The 16,891-nt window shown below is 72.9% G+C and carries 17 protein-coding genes and 1 pseudogene; 11 read left to right on the top strand and 7 right to left on the bottom strand.

All coding sequences use genetic code 11. From position 1 onward, the window contains the following. Positions 1-45: 45 nt before the first annotated feature. Both ACFV5H_RS35725 and ACFV5H_RS35720 read right to left on the bottom strand, forming a co-directional pair. A complete protein-coding gene (locus tag ACFV5H_RS35725) occupies positions 46-1,674 on the bottom strand; it encodes a cation acetate symporter (RefSeq protein ID WP_385058540.1) in 1,629 nt (542 codons plus the stop codon). Further along, the gene (locus tag ACFV5H_RS35720; RefSeq protein WP_385058542.1) at positions 1,671-2,027 is read right to left on the bottom strand and encodes a DUF485 domain-containing protein; all 357 of its coding nucleotides are present in this window, start codon (positions 2,025-2,027) and stop codon (positions 1,671-1,673) included. The genes ACFV5H_RS35725 and ACFV5H_RS35720 overlap by 4 nt, the downstream gene beginning before the upstream one ends. Positions 2,028-2,294: 267 nt before the next feature. Between ACFV5H_RS35720 and ACFV5H_RS35715 the strand changes: the two genes are divergently transcribed. From ACFV5H_RS35715 to ACFV5H_RS35670, 10 genes are all read left to right on the top strand, one after another. Further along, complete coding sequence (locus tag ACFV5H_RS35715; protein WP_385198917.1) at positions 2,295-3,824, top strand: S8 family serine peptidase; 1,530 nt, start codon at positions 2,295-2,297, stop codon at positions 3,822-3,824. Positions 3,825-3,888: 64 nt separating this feature from the next. Further along, on the top strand, positions 3,889-5,421 hold the full coding sequence (locus ACFV5H_RS35710) for a S8 family serine peptidase (protein WP_385058546.1): 1,533 nt from the start codon (positions 3,889-3,891) through the stop codon (positions 5,419-5,421). Between the two features lie 79 nt (positions 5,422-5,500). Beyond that, complete coding sequence (locus ACFV5H_RS35705; protein WP_385198915.1) at positions 5,501-6,862, top strand: CoA transferase; 1,362 nt, start codon at positions 5,501-5,503, stop codon at positions 6,860-6,862. Between the two features lie 377 nt (positions 6,863-7,239). Continuing rightward, the gene (locus ACFV5H_RS35700) at positions 7,240-8,226 is read left to right on the top strand and encodes a CopD family protein (RefSeq protein ID WP_385198913.1); all 987 of its coding nucleotides are present in this window, start codon (positions 7,240-7,242) and stop codon (positions 8,224-8,226) included. A gap of 107 nt (positions 8,227-8,333) precedes the next feature. Beyond that, a complete protein-coding gene (locus tag ACFV5H_RS35695; protein ID WP_385058551.1) occupies positions 8,334-9,317 on the top strand; it encodes a DEDDh family exonuclease in 984 nt (327 codons plus the stop codon). 97 nt (positions 9,318-9,414) lie between these two features. Further along, entirely contained in the window at positions 9,415-9,648 is a 234-nt protein-coding gene (locus ACFV5H_RS35690) for a hypothetical protein (RefSeq protein WP_078913883.1), read from the top strand. 51 nt (positions 9,649-9,699) lie between these two features. After that, positions 9,700-10,494 carry an SURF1 family protein gene (locus tag ACFV5H_RS35685; RefSeq protein WP_385198911.1) on the top strand — a complete coding sequence of 265 codons (795 nt, stop codon included), beginning with the start codon at positions 9,700-9,702 and terminating at the stop codon, positions 10,492-10,494. 251 nt (positions 10,495-10,745) lie between these two features. After that, the gene (locus ACFV5H_RS35680) at positions 10,746-11,108 is read left to right on the top strand and encodes a hypothetical protein (protein WP_385058555.1); all 363 of its coding nucleotides are present in this window, start codon (positions 10,746-10,748) and stop codon (positions 11,106-11,108) included. A gap of 12 nt (positions 11,109-11,120) precedes the next feature. Then, entirely contained in the window at positions 11,121-12,923 is a 1,803-nt protein-coding gene (locus tag ACFV5H_RS35675) for a glycoside hydrolase family 15 protein (RefSeq protein WP_385198909.1), read from the top strand. A gap of 4 nt (positions 12,924-12,927) precedes the next feature. Next, complete coding sequence (locus ACFV5H_RS35670) at positions 12,928-13,683, top strand: SDR family oxidoreductase (protein WP_385058559.1); 756 nt, start codon at positions 12,928-12,930, stop codon at positions 13,681-13,683. Between the two features lie 257 nt (positions 13,684-13,940). Here ACFV5H_RS35670 and amaP read toward each other — a convergent pair whose 3' ends face one another. Genes amaP through ACFV5H_RS35645 form a run of 5 tightly spaced genes read right to left on the bottom strand, consistent with a single transcriptional unit; the run spans position 13,941 to position 16,215 of the window. Next, entirely contained in the window at positions 13,941-14,519 is a 579-nt protein-coding gene (gene amaP, locus ACFV5H_RS35665) for an alkaline shock response membrane anchor protein AmaP (protein WP_385198907.1), read from the bottom strand. A 2-nt stretch (positions 14,520-14,521) separates the two neighbouring features. Continuing rightward, positions 14,522-15,136 (bottom strand): DUF6286 domain-containing protein, encoded by a 615-nt coding sequence (locus tag ACFV5H_RS35660; protein WP_385058665.1) that lies wholly within the window; start codon positions 15,134-15,136, stop codon positions 14,522-14,524. Beyond that, positions 15,136-15,513, bottom strand: a complete 378-nt coding sequence (locus ACFV5H_RS35655; RefSeq protein WP_385058663.1) for a hypothetical protein — start codon at positions 15,511-15,513, stop codon at positions 15,136-15,138. Before ACFV5H_RS35655 ends, ACFV5H_RS35660 begins: the two co-directional genes overlap by 1 nt. Beyond that, a complete protein-coding gene (locus ACFV5H_RS35650; RefSeq protein WP_073937463.1) occupies positions 15,510-15,695 on the bottom strand; it encodes a hypothetical protein in 186 nt (61 codons plus the stop codon). Before ACFV5H_RS35650 ends, ACFV5H_RS35655 begins: the two co-directional genes overlap by 4 nt. A 25-nt stretch (positions 15,696-15,720) precedes the next feature. Further along, positions 15,721-16,215, bottom strand: coding sequence for an Asp23/Gls24 family envelope stress response protein (locus ACFV5H_RS35645; RefSeq protein ID WP_385058661.1), 495 nt, complete (start codon positions 16,213-16,215; stop codon positions 15,721-15,723). An 86-nt stretch (positions 16,216-16,301) separates the two neighbouring features. On the opposite strand from ACFV5H_RS35645, the pseudogene ACFV5H_RS35640 reads away from it, so the two are divergent. Beyond that, positions 16,302-16,891, top strand: a pseudogene (locus ACFV5H_RS35640) (hypothetical protein); the annotation flags it as partial.

Raw genomic sequence — 16,891 nt, 5'->3', positions numbered from 1 at the left:
GACCTACAGGGATCCCTGCGACGCGGCCGTCGCGCGGTGTGCGGATCAGTGGGCGCCGGTGCCGGTCAGGGACCGGACCTCCAGCTCCGCGTACTTCTTGGCGTCGGGCTCCTCCTTCGACAGGACGGTGCCGAGCCAGCCCATCGCGAAACCGAACGGGATGGAGATGATGCCCGGGTTCTTCAGCGGGAACCATGCGAAGTCGACGTCGGGGAACATCGCCTTGGGGTCGCCGGACACCACGGGCGAGAACAGCACCAGGCCGACGGCGACGACGAGACCGCCGTAGATCGACCACAGCGCGCCCTGGGTGGTGAACCGCTTCCAGAACAGGCTGTAGAGGATGGTCGGCAGGTTGGCGGAGGCGGCGACCGCGAAGGCCAGCGCGACCAGGCCCGCCACGTTCAGGTCGCGGGCGAGGGTGCCCAGCGCGATGGAGACGATGCCGATGAGGACGGTCGCCCAGCGGGCCGCCCTCATCTCCTCCTTCTCGGTGGCCTGCCCCTTGCGGATGACGTTGGCGTAGATGTCGTGCGCGAAGGAGGACGACGAGGCGAGGGTGAGTCCGGCGACCACGGCGAGGATCGTCGCGAAGGCGACCGCCGAGATGGTGGCGAGCAGGATCGCGCCCCAGGCCGAGTCGACGCCGCCCAGGTGCAGGGCGAGCAGCGGGGCCGCCGTGTTGCCGGACGGGTTGGACGCGATGATCTCGTCCTGGGAGATCAGCGCGGCGGCGCCGAAGCCGAGGGCGATGGTCATCAGGTAGAAGCCGCCGATGATGCCGATGGCCCAGTTCACGGACTTACGGGCGGCCTTGGCGTTGGGCACCGTGTAGAAGCGGATCAGGATGTGCGGCAGACCGGCGGTGCCGAGCACCAGGGCGATGCCGAGGGAGATGAAGTCCAGCTTGGTGGTGCCGTCGGCGCCGTACTGGAGGCCGGGCTCGAGGAAGGCGTCGCCCTTGCCGCTGTTCTCGGCGGCGCTGCCCAGCAGGTCGGAGATGTTGAAGTTGAACTTCAGCAGCACCAGGAAGGTGATGAGGACCGTGCCGCCGATGAGCAGCACGGCCTTGACCATCTGGACCCAGGTCGTACCCTTCATGCCGCCGATGGAGACGTACACGATCATCAGGACGCCGACGAGGGCGACGATGAGGATCTTGCCGGCGTCGGAGGTGATGCCGAGCAGCAGCGAGACGAGGATGCCCGCGCCCGCCATCTGGGCCAGCAGGTAGAAGATCGACACGACGATGGTGGAGGTGCCGGCGGCGGTGCGCACCGGGCGCTGGCGCATGCGGTAGGCGAGGACGTCGCCCATGGTGTAGCGGCCGGAGTTCCGCAGCGGCTCGGCGACCAGCAGCAGTGCCACCAGCCAGGCGACCAGGAAGCCGATCGAGTACAGGAAGCCGTCGTAGCCGAAGAGGGCGATGGCGCCCGCGATACCGAGGAAGGAGGCGGCCGACATGTAGTCGCCGGAGACCGCGAGCCCGTTCTGGAAGGCGCTGAACTGACGTCCGCCCGCGTAGAAGTCGGCAGCGTCCTTGGTCTGCCGGCCCGCCCAGATGGTGATGCCGAGGGTCGCGAGGACGAACAGCACGAACAAGGTGATGATCAGCGCGCGGTGTTCGCTCGCCTCGCTCGCGGCGAGGGTGACATGGGTGATCGAGGGGCTCATGCGCCGCCCTCCATACGGGTCTTGATGGCCTCGGCCTTGGGGTCGAGCTTGGCGGCGGCGTGCCGGGAGTACCACCACGCGATGAGGAACGTGGTGACGAACTGCAGGACGCCGAAGACGAAGGCGACGTTGATGTTGCCGAACAGCTTCGCGCCCATGAAGTCGCCCGCGTAGTTGGAGAGCAGGACGTACAGCAGGTACCAGACGATGAAGGCGACGGTCAGCGGGAAGGCGAAGGAGCGGTAGGAGCGGCGCAGTTCACCGAACTCAGCGCTCTCCTGCACCTCGGTGAACTCCTCGGGGGTGGGGAGTTTGCGTTGTTCTGTCGAGGGGGGCGGTGCTTCGGCGGCCACGGGGTCTCCTCGCGGTGCGGTTCGGTTCGGGCGGGGACGAAAGGCGAGTGTCCTCGCGCTTCCTGCCCAAGGGCACGGCGCCACGCGAGGACCGGTTCAACTCCCCGCCGTTCTTTTCCCCGGGCGTTTTCCGAAGACGTAACCGGCAAAACATTGCTGACCAGCGAGAGCGCGGGATAGCTTCACCCTGCACCACCCCGTCATGTACCTGCCCGAGCACCACCCGTGCCTCGGGCCGGTTTCGTTTCCGGATGATGTGGAGACCCCATGGCTCATCTGCGTTCCAGACGCCGGCTCGCCCTCGCCGTGCCCGTCGTGCTGTCCCTGACCGCCTCGCTCGGTTTCCTGCCGGCGGCGGCCTCGGCGGCCCCCCGGGCGGTGTCGGCCGAGCAGGCGACGGACGCGCCCGCCCTGGCGTACGTCGTCAACACCAGGGCGGACAGCCGCACGATCGCGTCGGTGGAGCGGGCGATCGCCGCGGCCGGCGGGAAGGTCGTGGTCACGTACGACAGGATCGGCGTGATCGTCGTCCACTCGGCGAACCCGGACTTCGGCAAGGAGATCCGCGCGGCGCGCGGGGTCCAGTCGGCCGGCGCCACCCGCACCGCGCCGCTGACCGCGGCCGGGACGACGGACGAGGGCGCCGCCGACTTCGTGACGGCCGCCGAGGCCGCGCGGACGGAGGCCGCCTCCGCGCGGACCCCCGGCAGCGAGCCGCTCGAGGCCGACCAGTGGGACCTGCGGGCGATCGGCGCCGACAAGGCCGCGAAGATCGACGACGGCAGCCGCAGGGTGACCGTCGCCGTCATCGACACCGGCGTCGACGACACCCACCCGGACCTCGCCCCGAACTTCTCCGCCTCCCAGTCGGCCAACTGCGTCGGCGGCAAGGCGGACACCGGCGAGGGCGCCTGGCGGCCGTACACGGCCGACGACTACCACGGCACCCATGTGGCCGGTGAGATCGCCGCGGCCCGCAACGGCGTCGGCGTCGCCGGTGTCGCGCCCGGCGTGAAGGTGGCCGGCATCAAGGTCAGCGACCCGGACAACGGCCTCTTCTACCCGGAGAACGTCGTCTGCGCGTTCGTGTTCGCCGCCGACCACGGCGTGGAGATCACGAACAACAGCTACTACGTCGACCCGTGGCTCTACAACTGCATGGACGACCCGGACCAGAAGGCGATCGTCGACGCGGTCAACCGCGCCCAGCTGTACGCGCAGCGCAAGGGCACGCTGCACCTCGCCTCGGCCGGCAACTCCAACCACGACCTGGCCTCCGACGCGATCGTCGACGACTCCAGCCCCAACGACTCCACGCCGGTGACGCGCACCATCGACCCGAGCGAGTGCTTCGACGTGCCGACCCAGCTTCCGGGCGTCGTCACCGTCAGCGCGACGGGCGTGCAGGACCTCAAGTCGTACTACTCCACGTACGGCAAGGGCGTCATCGACGTCGCCGCGCCGGGCGGCGACCGCCGCTACCAGCTTCCGGACACGCCGTCGAAGGACGGCCGCATCCTGTCCACCATGCCGAACGGCGAGTACGCCTGGCTGCAGGGCACCTCGATGGCCTCGCCGCACGCCGCCGGTGTCGCCGCGCTGCTGAAGTCCAAGCACCCGTGGGCCTCCCCCGCCCAGCTGCAGGCGCTGCTGAAGGCCCAGGCGAACAACCCGGGCTGCCCCGAGTCCTACGACCAGGACGGCGACGGCGCGCAGGACGCGACCTGCGAGGGCGGCCACCGGGTCAACGGCTTCTACGGCTTCGGCATCGTCGACGCGCTGCGCGCCGTCAAGTGACCCGCGCCGCCCCGCACTTCCCGCCCGCCCGTCCGACCGCACCCGTGAACGAACTGGAGACTTCATGACCGCGTCCCACCCGCGTCACCGCCGCGCGCTCGCCATCCCGGCCGGTATGGCCATGGCGACGGCACTCGCCTTCCTGCCGAACACCGCGGCCACGGCCGCCCCGGCCGCCGAGCAGCCGGCCGCGGCCTCCGCCGACGCGACCCCGCTCAGCTACGTGGTCAACGTCAAGGGCGGACACGGCACGTCGGCGCACGTGAAGAAGGCGATCGGCAAGGCCGGCGGGACGATCGTGACGTCGTACGACAAGATCGGCGTCATCGTCGTCCACTCCTCGAACGCCGACTTCGCGAAGACCGTCCGCAAGGTGCGCGGAGTGCAGTCGGCCGGTGCCACCCGCACCGCGCCGCTGCCGTCGGCGGCCACCACGGACATGGGCACCCCGAAGGCGCTCAGCGCCTCCGAGATCGCCCGGGCCGAGTCGGCGGCGGCCGAGGGCCAGGACCCGCTCCAGGGCCTGCAGTGGGACCTGCCCGCCATCAAGGCGGACAAGGCACACGAGAAGTCCCTGGGCAGCTCCAAGGTGACCGTCGCCGTCATCGACACCGGTGTGGACGACACCCACCCGGACATCGCGCCCAACTTCGACCGGGCCGCGTCGGTCAACTGCGTGTCGGGCAAGCCGGACACCAGCGACGGCGCCTGGCGGCCGAGCGCGGAGGAGAGCCCGCACGGCACGCATGTCGCCGGTGAGATCGCCGCCGCGAAGAACGGCGTCGGCATGACCGGTGTCGCGCCCGGCGTCAAGGTGTCGGGCATCAAGGTGTCCAACCCGGACGGCTTCTTCTACACCGAGGCCGTGGTGTGCGGCTTCGTGTGGGCGGCCGAGCACGGGGTCGACGTCACCAACAACAGCTATTACACCGACCCCTGGTACTTCAACTGCACGGACGACCCGGACCAGAAGGCGCTCGTCGAGGCCGTCACCCGGGCGTCGCGGTACGCGGAGCGCAAGGGCGCGGTGAACGTGGCCGCGGCCGGCAACGAGAACTACGACCTCGCGTCCGACGAGATCACCGACCCGGTCTCCCCGAACGACTCCACCCCGTCGGACCGGGTGATCGACCCGTCCGAGTGCTACGACATCCCGACCCAGCTCCCGGGTGTGGTGACGGTCGCGGCGACCGGTGCGAAGGGGCTGAAGTCGTCGTTCTCCAACTACGGCCGGGGTGTCGTCGACATCGCCGCGCCGGGTGGCGACTCGACGGCGTACCAGAAGCCGGAGCCGCCCGCCACCAGCGGTCTGATCCTGGGCACGCTGCCCGGCGGGTCGTGGGGCTACATGGCGGGTACGTCGATGGCGTCCCCGCACGTCGCGGGCGTCGCCGCGCTGATCAAGTCGACGCACCCGCACGCCTCGCCGGCGCTGGTCAAGGCCCTGCTGTACGCGGAGGCCGACGCCACCGCGTGCACGGACCCGTACGACATCGACGGCGACGGCAAGGTCGACGCGGTGTGCGAGGGCCCGAAGAACCGCAACGGCTTCTACGGCTGGGGCACGGCCGACGCGCTGGACGCGGTGACGCGGTAGTCGTCGGTCCTCCGGGATCCGTGTGAGGTGAGAGGGGCCGGGCGGTTGCGCCCGGCCCCTCTCACGGCATAGTGCGGTCATGACTGATCTCGACTCCGTGTGGTCCGCCCTGGGCGGCGATCCCGCCCTCCTCCCGCGCGTGTCGGCCGTCGAACGGCCCGGTGTGCCGACTGCCCGGCTGCCGGTACGGGAACTGGCGCGCGCCTGTGTGGGCGCGTGCGCGCTGGCCGCCGCCGAGCTGGGGGCGCGGCGGACGGGCGGCGGCGAGGTGCCGGCGGTGCGGGTGGACGACGGGGCGGTGGCCACGGCGTTCGTCAGCGAGCGGCACCTGCTGGTCGACGGGCGGGCCCCGGAGACGTTCGCGCCGCTGTCGCGGTTCTGGCGCACGGCAGACGGGTGGGTGCGCACGCACGCCAACTATCCGCACCACCGGGCCCGGCTGCTGGCCGCGCTGGGCGTGCCGGAGGATCCGGACGCGGTGGCGGCGGCGCTCGCGGAGCGCTCCGCGCGGGAGGTCGAGGAGGCGGTGTACGCGGCCGGGGGGCTCGCCGTCGCCCTGCGGACGCCCGAGGAGTGGGCGGCGCACGCGCAGGGCGTGGAGGTGGCCGGACGCCCCCTGGTGGAGCGTGAGCGGCTGGATTCGGCCCCCGCGCGGGTGCTCGCTCCGGTGGGGCGGGATCCGCTGCTGCCCGCGGCGGGGCTGCGGGTGCTGGATCTCACGCGGGTGATCGCGGGGCCGGTCGCCACCCGTACGCTCGCGCTGCTCGGCGCGGACGTGTTGCGCGTGGACGCGCCGGGGTTGCCCGAGATCGCCGACCAGCACGCCGACACGGGATTCGGGAAGCGGTCGGCGTTGCTGGATCTCTCGGTCGGCCGGGAGGTGTTCGAGGAGTTGCTCGCGACGGCGGACGTGGTGGTGACGGGGTACCGGCCGGGGGCCCTGGACCGTTTCGGGCTGACACCTCGGGCGCTGGCGGAGCGGCGGCCGGGGGTGGTGGTGGCGCAGTTGTCGGCGTGGGGGGCGTACGGGCCGTGGGGGGACCGGCGGGGGTTCGACAGTCTGGTGCAGGTGGCGACGGGGGTCGCGGCGGTCGAAGGGTCTTCGACGGGGCGGCCGGGGGTGCTGCCCGCGCAGGCGCTCGATCACGGCACGGGGTATTTGTTGGCGGCGGGGGTGTTGCGGGCGCTCAGCGAGCAGGCGGAGGGGGGTGGGAGCAGGGTGGTGCGGGTGGCGTTGGCGCGGACCGCGGGGTGGTTGCTGGATGGGCGTGGAGACGCTGGCGTTCCCGGTGACGTGCCCGTCGGGCAGTGGCTCGCGGAACGGGACAGCCCGCTGGGGAGGCTGCGGTACGCCCTGTCACCGGTGGAGTTCGAGGGTGGGCCGCGTGACTGGGCGCGTGCGCCGGGGTGTTGGGGAGCCGATTCGGCTCGGTGGGTCTGAGGGACCGCGCGGGGTTTCACTCGCCGGCGTCGGCAGGGTGCCGCTGCGCCCACCCGTGCCGCCCCGGCGGCACGATTGCCCGCAGTTGAGGGGGTGGGCGTCGGTCCAGTGGTGCGGCTGCCCGCAGTTGAGGGGTGGGCATCGGTCCAGCGGCACGATTGCCCGCAGTTAGGGGGTGGGCGTCGGTCCAGTGGTGCGGCTGCCCGCAGGTGAGGGGTGGGCATCGGTCCAGCGGCACGATTGCCCGCAGTTAGGGGGTGGGCGTCGGTCCAGTGGTGCGGCTGCCCGTAGTTGCGTCGGTGCGATTGTCCGCGGTGGGGTGGGCCATGGACTTGCCCGCTTCTGTGGGGCCTTGTGAAGATCCTGGGGTGAGTCTGATGAGAACCAGGGTCGGGGCGGACGGTGCGCGAAGGAGCGGACGGCGGCGGGCCGTCGCCGTGCTCGTGCTGGTGGGGCTCGGGGTGGTGATACCGCTGTTCGGGCCGGCGCCCGCGTTGCGGGGGACCGGGGAGGCCGATGCGCCCGGTACCGGGGGGATCGGCCTGTTGCGGGCGGTGTTGTTCGCGGCGTTGTCCATACCCGTCGGCGAGTTGTTCGTGCGGCGGCTGGCGCGTTCCGTGCCCGGTGCTCTGCCCGCCGTGCCCCGCGGTTGGTCGACCGTGGCGAACTCCGTCGGTTTCGTGGCCGCCCTCGGACTGGCCTCCGTGGTGGCCACCGGCAACCTGGTGCCCGGCAGCCCCGCCGACATCGACGTCGGCGGTCTCTACGACTCCAGGGACGGCAAACTCGCCCTCCTGGAGGTCAACGCCTTCCTCGCGGCGGCCCTGTGCGCGGCGTCCGGCCGTCCCGGCACCCAGGTGTGGCCGCTGGCCGCGGTGATGGTCGCGGAGGCGCTGCGCGCGCATCCGGCGACCGAGTACAGCCCGCTCGTCGGCTCCGGGCTGACCCTGGTGCACCTGGTCTGCGCGTCGCTCTGGGTGGGCGGCCTGCTGTACGCGCTGCGCACCCTGCGGCTGTGGCGGGGAGCGGAGGCGGGCGCCGCGCTGCTGGGGCGCTACGCGCGCGCGGCGGCCGTCCTGCTCGTCGCCGTCACCGCGACGGGCGTGTGCAGTTCGCTGCGCCGGATGCCGCCGGAGACGATCGTGGAGCAGCTGACGGACACGGCGTACGGGCGGGTCCTGCTCGCCAAGGTGGTCCTGATGGCCGGGGTCGCCGTCCTCGCCCTGTGGGCCCGGATCCGGCTGGCCCGCGCGGAGGATCCGCTGACCGCCTGCTCCCCCGCGCGGGCGGAGGTGTACGCGCTCGGTGTGGTGATCGCGGTGTCGGGGCTGCTGACGGCGCTTCCGGTGCCGATCCGCTGGTGAACGGGGGTTCGCGACCCGTACGGACATTCCCGGCGTCCGAAGGTGCGGGCCCGCGCGGGGGACCTGACGGACGGCGGTGTCGGTCCCGGCCCGTATCCTCGTGAACCATGCTCGATGACCTCACGACCGCAGCGTCCTCCCCCACCGTGTGGCCGGCCGCGTATCCGCAGGGGTACGCGGTCGTCGACGTGGAGACCACGGGGCTGGCCCGGGACGACCGCATCATCTCCGCGGCCGTCTACCGGCTGGACGCGCGCGGCGAGGTCGAGGACCACTGGTACACGGTGGTCAATCCGGAGCGGGACCCGGGCCCGGTGTGGATACACGGCCTGACGAGCGACGTACTGGAGGGGGCGCCCCTCTTCCAGGACATCGCCGCGGAGTTCGCGACCCGGCTGGAGGGCCGGGTGCTGGTCGCGCACAACGCGGTCTTCGACTGGCAGATGATCGCCCGGGAGTACGCCCGCGCGCGCAGCGAGGCCCCGGTGAAGCAGCGGCTGTGCACCATCGCCCTCTCCAAGGAGCTGAAGCTTCCGCTGCCCAACCACAAGCTGGAGTCGCTCGCCGCGCACTTCGGCGTCGTACAGGAGCGGGCGCACCACGCGCTGGACGACGCGCGGGTACTGGCGGAGGCGTTCCGGCCCAGTCTGCGGGCCGCGGCGGCGGGCGGCGTACGGTTGCCGCTGCTCGAGTGCCTGCCGCTGACCGAGTGGACGGACCGTCCCCGCACCGGGCAGCAGGCGAGTCCCGGCGGCTACCGGCCGACCAGTTGGCGCCCGTCCCGCAAGCGGCCCGCGTGCCCGTACCCCAACCCCGGGCGGTACGAGCCGGGCGGGCGGCTCAAGCAGGGCATGCGGGTGGCGTTCTCCGGGGACACCTCGGTCGAGCGGGACCTGCTGGAGGACCGCGCGACGGAGGCGGGCCTGCATGTCGCCGGCAGCCTGTCCCGGCTCACCAGCCTCCTCGTCACCAACGATCCGGACTCGGGCACGTCCAAGGTGGTCAAGGCCCGGCAGTACGGCACCCCGGTCGTCGACGAGGCCGCGTTCGGCCAGCTCCTCGGGGACGTCGAAGCCGCGCCGGAAGACTGACCCGGGCGCCGGTCACGACCGTACGGACGGGTGATTGGCGGGCGACTCGCCCGCCGCCCGCTCGCCCGCGCCGGGCCGACGGCCCACCCTGTGGCCCATGGCGACATGCGAAGTCTGCGGCAACAGCTACGGAATGACCTTCGAGGTGCACGCACAGGGCGCGGTGCACGTCTTCGACTGCTTCTCCTGTGCGATCCACCGCATGGCCCCGATCTGCGAGCACTGCAGGGTGCAGATCATCGGCCAGGGCGTCGAGGCCGACGGTCACTGGTTCTGCGGCGCCCACTGCGCCCGCGCGGAGGGAAAGGCGGGGATCGTCGACCGGGTGTGAATGGACGTACCCGCCTCAATGCACCCCTCGGCCGAGTTGTACGGTCGTGGGGTGTACCGCTTCTTGTTGTCCCGCCAATGGGTGATCATCACGCTGGTCGCCCTGCTCCTCATCCCCACGATGATCCGGCTGGGCTTCTGGCAGATGGACCGTTACGGGGAGCGCGACGCCCGGAACCGGCTGGTCGCCGACGCGCTGGCCGCCGATCCGGTGCCGGTGGAGCGGCTCGCCGCGCCGGGGGACGCCGTGACCCGCGCGGAGCGGTACCGCACCGTGACCGCCAAGGGGCACTTCGACACCGATGACGAGGTCGTCGTCCGCCGCCGTACCAACGCCGACGACCGGGTCGGCTTCCACGTCCTGACCCCCTTCGTCCTCGACGACGGCAAGGTCCTGCTGGTCAACCGGGGCTGGATCCCCGCGGAGGCGGGCCAGACCACGTTCCCCGAGGTTCCCGCGCCACCGCGCGGCGAGATCACGATCAAGGGCCGGCTGATGCCGGACGAGACGACCGAGGCGAGCGGCATCAAGAACCTCCAGGGGCTGCCGGACCGGCAGATCATGCTGATCAACAGCGAGCAGGAGGCGGAGCGTCTCGGTGCCCAGGTGCTCGGCGGCTATGTGGCGCAGACGGCGCCCGAGCCGAAGGACGGCACCCCGGAGCGGCTCGGGAACCCCGGCAAGGAGAACTCCGCGCTGAACTACGCGTACGCCGTCCAGTGGTGGCTGTTCGCCGCGGCCGTGCCGGTCGGCTGGTTCGTGCTGGTCCGCCGCGAGGCCCGGGAGCGGGCCCGCGCGACGGCCGAGGGGTCGGACGCCGAGGAGACGGAACCGGCGGCGGTGTAGCGGCCCCCCGCCGGGGACACGCGCCGTAGCCGGGAACGACCGGTCCGTGCTGTGACCTGCGCTCCTCTCCCGGTTCGGGGCGGTCTGTGCGAGAGTGACGCGGCGCACCGGACGGGCCGTGCGCGCGGCTCTCTCCCCCCGGAGGCGCAGCACACCAGGGACGGTGATTCATGGCCGCCGGCACCACCGACCTGCCGTCCCGCCTGCCGGCCGGGCGACGTCCACAGACGGGAGGCGATGGGGGCCCGGCGATGACGCATCGAGATGCGACTCCGTCGCGTGGCGCCGGCCAGGACCGCACGGACCACGAGCCGGCCGAGCCGCGTCCGCCGGGCGCGGAGCGCACCGAACGGGAACTGCGCGACGCCCTCCGGGCCCTGGCCGGCGGGGTGCTGCCCGCCCCCGACGCCTACCGCACCGCGCGCGGCGAGTGGCTGCGCCGCGAACGCCGGCGGCGGCTCGTCCTCGCCGTGCTCGTCGCCGTCGTCTTCGCGCTGGCCACGCTGATCGGCCTGTGGGTGCTCAACCAGGCATCCTCGGACCCCGGTGTCATCTTCTCCGGCGACGGCGCGGCGGCGGCCGACGGCCCGTCACTCCCCCGGCTGCGCCCCTGATTGCCGCCCCCGATGGCCGGGAACCCGCACCCCGTGCACCGTATCGAGGACTACGCGCTCATCGGCGACGAACAGACCGCTGCCCTGGTGGGCGCGGACGGCTCGGTCGACTGGCTCTGCCTGCCCCGCTTCGACTCGGCGGCCTGCTTCGCGCGGCTGCTCGGGGACGAGGACAACGGGCACTGGCGCATCGCCCCCGCCGGTGCGGACCGGTGCGCCCGCCGCTCCTACCGCGAGGACACACTCGTCCTGGACACCGAGTGGGAGACCCCCGAGGGGGCGGTGCTGGTCACCGACCTGATGCCGCAGCGCCACCGCGCCCCGGACCTGGTGCGGATCGTGCAGGGCGTACGGGGTGAGGTGACCGTGCGCAGCACGTTGCGGCTGCGCTTCGACTACGGCTCGGTCGTGCCGTGGGTGCGCAAGGCGGACGGCCACCGGGTGGCGGTGGCCGGGCCGGACTCGGCGTGGCTGCGCAGCGTCCCGGAGGTGGAGACCTGGGGCGAGGACCTGGGCACCGTCTCGGAGTTCACGGTGCGGGAGGGCGAGCGGGTCGCGTTCGTGCTCACCTGGCACCCCTCCCACGAGCCGCGGCCCCCGCTGGTCGACCCGTACTCCTCGCTGCGGCACAGTGTGAAGGACTGGCGTGCCTGGGCGGCGCGGTGCCGTTACGACGGTCCGCACCGGGACGCGGTCGTCCGGTCGCTGATCACCCTCAAGGCGCTCACCTACCGTCCCACCGGCGGCATCGTCGCCGCGCCCACCACCTCGCTGCCGGAGGAGCCGGGCGGGGTGCGCAACTGGGACTACCGCTTCTGCTGGCTGCGCGACTCCACCCTGACCCTGAACGCGCTGCTGGCCGCCGGGTACCAGGACGAGGCGGAGGCCTGGCGCAACTGGCTGCTCCGCGCGGTGGCGGGCGATCCGGCGGACCTGCAGATCATGTACGGGCTCGCGGGCGAGCGGCGGCTGCCGGAGTTCGAGCTGCCGTGGCTGTCCGGTTTCGGCGGCGCCACGCCCGTACGGATCGGCAACGACGCCGTGAACCAGCTCCAGCTCGACGTGTACGGCGAGGTGATGGACTCCCTGGCGCTGGCGCGGAGTTCGGGGCTGTCCGCGCAGCCGGACGTGTGGGCGTTGCAGTCGGTGCTGATGGAATTCCTGCGCACGTCGTGGCGGCAGCCGGACGAGGGGCTGTGGGAGGTGCGCGGCGGCCGGCGCCACTTCGTGCACTCCAAGGTGATGGTGTGGGTGGCCGCCGACCGCGCGGTGCGCGCGCTGGAGGCCGACCAGGAGCTGAACGGGGATCTGGACGGCTGGCGGGAGCTGCGCGACGAGGTGCACCGGGAGGTGTGCGAGAAGGGCTACGACCCCGCGCGGAACACGTTCACGCAGTCGTACGGCTCGCGCGAACTCGACGCCGCGCTGCTGCTGATCCCCCGGGTGGGTTTCCTGCCGCCCGACGATCCCCGGGTGCTCGGCACCATCGAGGCGGTCCGCGCGGAGCTGGGGCAGGACGGGTTCGTACGCCGCTACACGCCGGACGCGACGGTCGTCGACGGGCTGCCCGGTGGGGAGGGCACGTTCCTGGTCTGTTCGTTCTGGCTCGCGGACGCCCTGCACCTGACCGGCAGGACGAAGGAGGCTCGCGCGCTGTTCGAGCGGCTGATGGGGCTCGCCAACGACGTGGGTCTGCTGGCGGAGGAGTACGACCCGGCGGGCGGGCGGCTGCTGGGCAACTTCCCGCAGGCGTTCAGCCACATCGGCCTGGTGAACACCGCTCTCGCCCTGTTCGGGGACGAGGGGGCAGGATAGGACCATGGATCTTGGACTGAAGGACCGGGTGTACGTCGTCACCGGGGCGACCCGCGGGCTGGGCAACGCCTCCGCGCGGGAGCTCGTCGCCGACGGCGCGAAGGTGGTCGTCACGGGGCGGGAGGAGAAGTCCGTCGCCGAGGCGGCGTCCGCGCTGGGGCCGGACGCGGTCGGGATGGCCGTCGACAACGCCGACCCCGAGGCGCCGGCGCGGCTGATCGCCACCGCGCGGGAGCGGTTCGGGCGCTTCGACGGCGTCCTCGTCAGCGTGGGCGGGCCGCCGCCGGGGTTCGTCGCCGACACCACCGACGAGCAGTGGCGGGCGGCGTTCGAGTCGGTGTTCCTGGGGGCGGTGCGGATGGCGCGGGCGGCCGCGGCGGAGCTGGGTGAGGGGGGTGTCATCGGGTTCGTGCTGTCGGGGTCGGTGCACGAGCCGATTCCCGGGCTGACCATCTCCAACGGGCTGCGGCCGGGGCTGGCCGGGTTCGCGAAGTCGCTGGCGGACGAGTTGGGGCCGCGGGGGATTCGGGTGGTGGGGCTGCTGCCGGGGCGTATCGATACGGACCGGGTGCGGGAGTTGGACTCGTTGTCGGCGGATCCGGAGGCTACGCGGCGGGCTGCGGAGTCTCGGATTCCGTTGCGGCGGTACGGGACGCCGGGGGAATTCGGCCGTACGGCCGCGTTTTTGTTGTCGCCGGCGGCGTCTTATCTGTCCGGGGTGATGGTGCCGGTGGACGGTGGTTTCCGGCACGGGTTCTGACGCGCCTGTTGGTGGGCGCGCCGCGTCGGGGTGGGGCGGGGGGTGGTTGCGCTGCCCGGCGCTTGCGGGGTGCCTCCCCCACTCTCGGCTTCTCCCCCACTCTCGGCTTCGCTCGAGCGGGAGGGACCCCCATGAGCGGGAGGGACCCCCACCGCCCACCCGTGCCGCCCTGGGGGCACCTCCCAGGCCCTTAAGGCACTGGGGGAGGTACGACTGCCCGCGGCTGACGCGGCATGCGGCTGCCCGCGGGGGCGTCGTCATGTGACTCGTTCCGGGCGGTGTTTCACGGCTTGCAGGCGGGCCTCGGTGGGGAGGGTGGGGTGGCCCGTGGAGGTTCGGGCGTGGGTGAGGGGGCCCTTTGCCAGGGCCTGCAGGGCTGTTGCCGGGTCGATGTGGGGTCGCAGGTGGAGGAGTACGCGGGCTCCGGGGCTGTTTCTGCGGCCGGTGAGGAGGACGTGGGCCCGGTCTACGCCGTCCAGGTGGCTCGCCTCCTCGGCGAGGGCCTGTTCCAGGGCCCTTCCGCGCAGTGACGCGCCCTCGTCGTCGCCGGTGTCGAGCAGCACCTCGGCCGGCCGACGCCGGCGCAGCACCGCGAGCAGCCACCACAGGGAGAGCAGGACCAGGACGGCGAGAACGGCGATGACGGCCGGCCACCACCAGCCGTCGTCCCGCCACCGGGTCCGCTCGGCCTCGTCCAGCAGCACGTCGTGCCGCCCGTCGTGCAGCCACCAGGAGGGCGCCGGCGCCCCCAGCCCGATCGCCAGCACGGACCCGCCGAGGACGACCAGCACCAGCCCCGTGATCCCGAGCAGCACCCGGTTGACGCTCTTGAGCATCCCTACCGCCCCTTCCGGCCGGGCCGCCGTACGCGCAGCGACAGCGAGGGCGGCCGGGCCAGGCCGAGGCCCGCCACGGCGGCCTCGAGCACCGCGGTCAAGTCGGTCCGTACGTCGTCCGGTTCACGGAAGTGCGACACCGCGCGGACGTCCGCGCGGGCGCGTTTCACCCTGACCCGCACCGACCGCACGCCGGCCACCTCCAGGGCCCGGTCCCGCAGCACCGTCGCGGCGGCGTCCCGGTGCAGTGCCGCGCGGACGTCGGGATCCACGGGGCGCATCGGGAGCAGGGCGCGCAGGCCGGGTGTCAGGGCGAGCAGCAGCAGCCAGAGTCCGAGGGCGGTGGCGACGCCGGCGCCGGTCAGCACCCAGATGTCGTCCAGGGGCCGTTCGGCGAGCTGCCGGGCCAGTTCCCGGCGCCAGCCCAGCGCGGCACGGTGGGCCCGCACCGCGACGACGTCGTACAGGAACGCGCCCGCGACCACCAGGGCCAGCAACGCGACCAGGCCCGCGGGGACCCGGCGGGCCGACCAGAAGCGCCGGTGCCCGCCGGAGTTGCCGGGCACCTCCGCGGGCGGCGGGTCCCTCTCCAGGACCGTGCCCTCGGGTCCGCTCATCACGTCCTCCCCCGGGCCGCTTCCGGTGCGGCCGTCAGGTGCAGCCGTTCGACCAGGACGACGACCTCCGGCACGTGCATCCCCGCCAGGACGCGCACCCGGTCGACCACCTGGCGCCGCACCCGCGCGCACCGGGCGCCGATGTCGCCGGGGTAGCCGAGTTCGACGTGCACCCGGACCCGGGCGGCCTCGTGGCGCACCACCACCGTGGCGTGCGGCGGGGCGGCGCCCGGCGGCAGGGGGCCTGCCGCCTCGCGGGCCGCCTGCGAGGCGATCTTCGCGACCACCCGGTCGGCGATCCTGGTCGCCCCGCGCTCACCCGGCGCGACGGCGGCCGGGCCCCGGCCGGACTCGACGACCGTGCTCACCGCCGTCACCGCCGCCGTTCGTCACGGGAGCGGAAGAAGTCGCCGAGTTCCAGGTCCCCCTCGAGGAACCGCCCGACGACGAACCCGACGGCACCCAGCGCCGCCACCAGCAGAAACGCTCCGAATCCGCCGAAGTATCCGGCGAAGCCCAACGCCATGCCGGCGATCATGCCGACCACGGCCATGTTCATGGTGTGCTCCTCCGCTCACCGAGCCTCACTGGAGGCGGGTCTCCTGTTCCTCTTCCTCCTCCTCGGGCAGCTTCACGTCGCTCACCGCGATGTTGACCTCGACCACCTCCAGTCCGGTCATCCGCTCGACCGCCGCGATGACGTTCTCCCGTACGGCCCTGGCGACATCGGCGATGGACACGCCGTAGTCGACGACGATCTCCAGGTCGAGCGCGGTCTGCAACTCGCCGACCTCGGCCTTCACGCCGCGCGTCACCGACTTCGAGCCGCCGGGCACCCGGTCGCGTACGGCGCCGAAGGTCCGTGACAGGCCGCTGCCCATGGCGTGCACGCCGAGCACGTCCCGCGCGGCCAGCCCCGCGATCTTCTCCACGACACCGTCGGCGATGGTGGTACGGCCACGGGTCGCGGGGTCACCGCCGCCGCGCCGTGTTCCCTGGCCCCTGCGGGGGGTGGTCTCCGAGAGGTTCTTCTCCGGGTCGGGGGCCCGTACCGGGCCTCCCTCGGTCATGTCGGTCATCGCCGTACGTCCCTTCGGTCGTCCTCCACCGACCACGGTATGCGCGGTTGCCCGGTACCGCGCCGGAGATGCGTCAGGCTGGAGGAATGACGGTGGACCGGTGGGCTCGGGCGGTGCGGCAGCAGGTGGGGCTGGGCAGGATCCTGGCCCTGGGAGGGCCGCGCGACGGCGCGTGGATCGCGGAGCGGGCGGCGGAGGCGGTGCTGCGGCGCGCGGTGGTACGGGATGCGCCGGGCGTACGCCTGGACGGTGTACGGATCGGGCTCGCCGATCCGGAAGGGGCGACGGACGAGCCGGTCGTGCCGCCTCCGCCGGGGGCGGTGCCGCCGGGGGTGTTGCGGCTGACCGTCGAGTTCGCGGCCACTGCGGCGTGGCCGGTGCCGGTGACTGCGTCGCTTCTGCGGGGGGTGTTGGCGGAAGTGGCGGTGGAGCGGGTCGGGTTGGCCGTCGGGGAGGTGGATCTGCGGGTGGTGGAGTTGTTGGATGCGGAGCCTGGCCCTGAGCCGGGGGCTGTGCCGGGGGCTGCGCCGGGGGCTGCGCCGGGGGCTGCGCCGGGGCGGGAGTCGGTGTCCGAGGCGCCGGCGGACGGCGCGGACACCGACACCGAGGCGGGTCGTGTCGCTGCGGCGGCGCGCGCGGGAGTGGGGGGGTGTCGGGTGACGGGGGGGCTGAGAAC

Origin of the sequence: Streptomyces sp. NPDC059787 (genome assembly GCF_042732315.1) — a bacterium.
Taxonomy (GTDB): Bacteria; Actinomycetota; Actinomycetes; order Streptomycetales; family Streptomycetaceae; genus Streptomyces; species Streptomyces atrovirens.
Note: the sequence above shows the minus strand (reverse complement) of the source record. Positions and strands in the feature narration are given on the sequence as shown.

What these genes read in the sequence shown, in the direction of transcription:
- ACFV5H_RS35715 (WP_385198917.1), top strand. Translation starts at nt 2,295, where the DNA reads ATGGCTCATCTGCGTTCCAGACGCCGGCTCGCCCTCGCCGTGCCCGTC.
- ACFV5H_RS35695 (WP_385058551.1), top strand. Translation starts at nt 8,334, where the DNA reads ATGCTCGATGACCTCACGACCGCAGCGTCCTCCCCCACCGTGTGGCCG.
- ACFV5H_RS35680 (WP_385058555.1), top strand. Translation starts at nt 10,746, where the DNA reads ATGACGCATCGAGATGCGACTCCGTCGCGTGGCGCCGGCCAGGACCGC.
- ACFV5H_RS35710 (WP_385058546.1), top strand. Translation starts at nt 3,889, where the DNA reads ATGACCGCGTCCCACCCGCGTCACCGCCGCGCGCTCGCCATCCCGGCC.
- ACFV5H_RS35670 (WP_385058559.1), top strand. Translation starts at nt 12,928, where the DNA reads ATGGATCTTGGACTGAAGGACCGGGTGTACGTCGTCACCGGGGCGACC.
- ACFV5H_RS35645 (WP_385058661.1), bottom strand. Translation starts at nt 16,215, where the DNA reads ATGACCGACATGACCGAGGGAGGCCCGGTACGGGCCCCCGACCCGGAG.
- ACFV5H_RS35660 (WP_385058665.1), bottom strand. Translation starts at nt 15,136, where the DNA reads ATGAGCGGACCCGAGGGCACGGTCCTGGAGAGGGACCCGCCGCCCGCG.
- ACFV5H_RS35725 (WP_385058540.1), bottom strand. Translation starts at nt 1,674, where the DNA reads ATGAGCCCCTCGATCACCCATGTCACCCTCGCCGCGAGCGAGGCGAGC.
- ACFV5H_RS35690 (WP_078913883.1), top strand. Translation starts at nt 9,415, where the DNA reads ATGGCGACATGCGAAGTCTGCGGCAACAGCTACGGAATGACCTTCGAG.
- ACFV5H_RS35675 (WP_385198909.1), top strand. Translation starts at nt 11,121, where the DNA reads ATGGCCGGGAACCCGCACCCCGTGCACCGTATCGAGGACTACGCGCTC.
- amaP (WP_385198907.1), bottom strand. Translation starts at nt 14,519, where the DNA reads ATGCTCAAGAGCGTCAACCGGGTGCTGCTCGGGATCACGGGGCTGGTG.
- ACFV5H_RS35700 (WP_385198913.1), top strand. Translation starts at nt 7,240, where the DNA reads ATGAGAACCAGGGTCGGGGCGGACGGTGCGCGAAGGAGCGGACGGCGG.
- ACFV5H_RS35705 (WP_385198915.1), top strand. Translation starts at nt 5,501, where the DNA reads ATGACTGATCTCGACTCCGTGTGGTCCGCCCTGGGCGGCGATCCCGCC.
- ACFV5H_RS35650 (WP_073937463.1), bottom strand. Translation starts at nt 15,695, where the DNA reads ATGAACATGGCCGTGGTCGGCATGATCGCCGGCATGGCGTTGGGCTTC.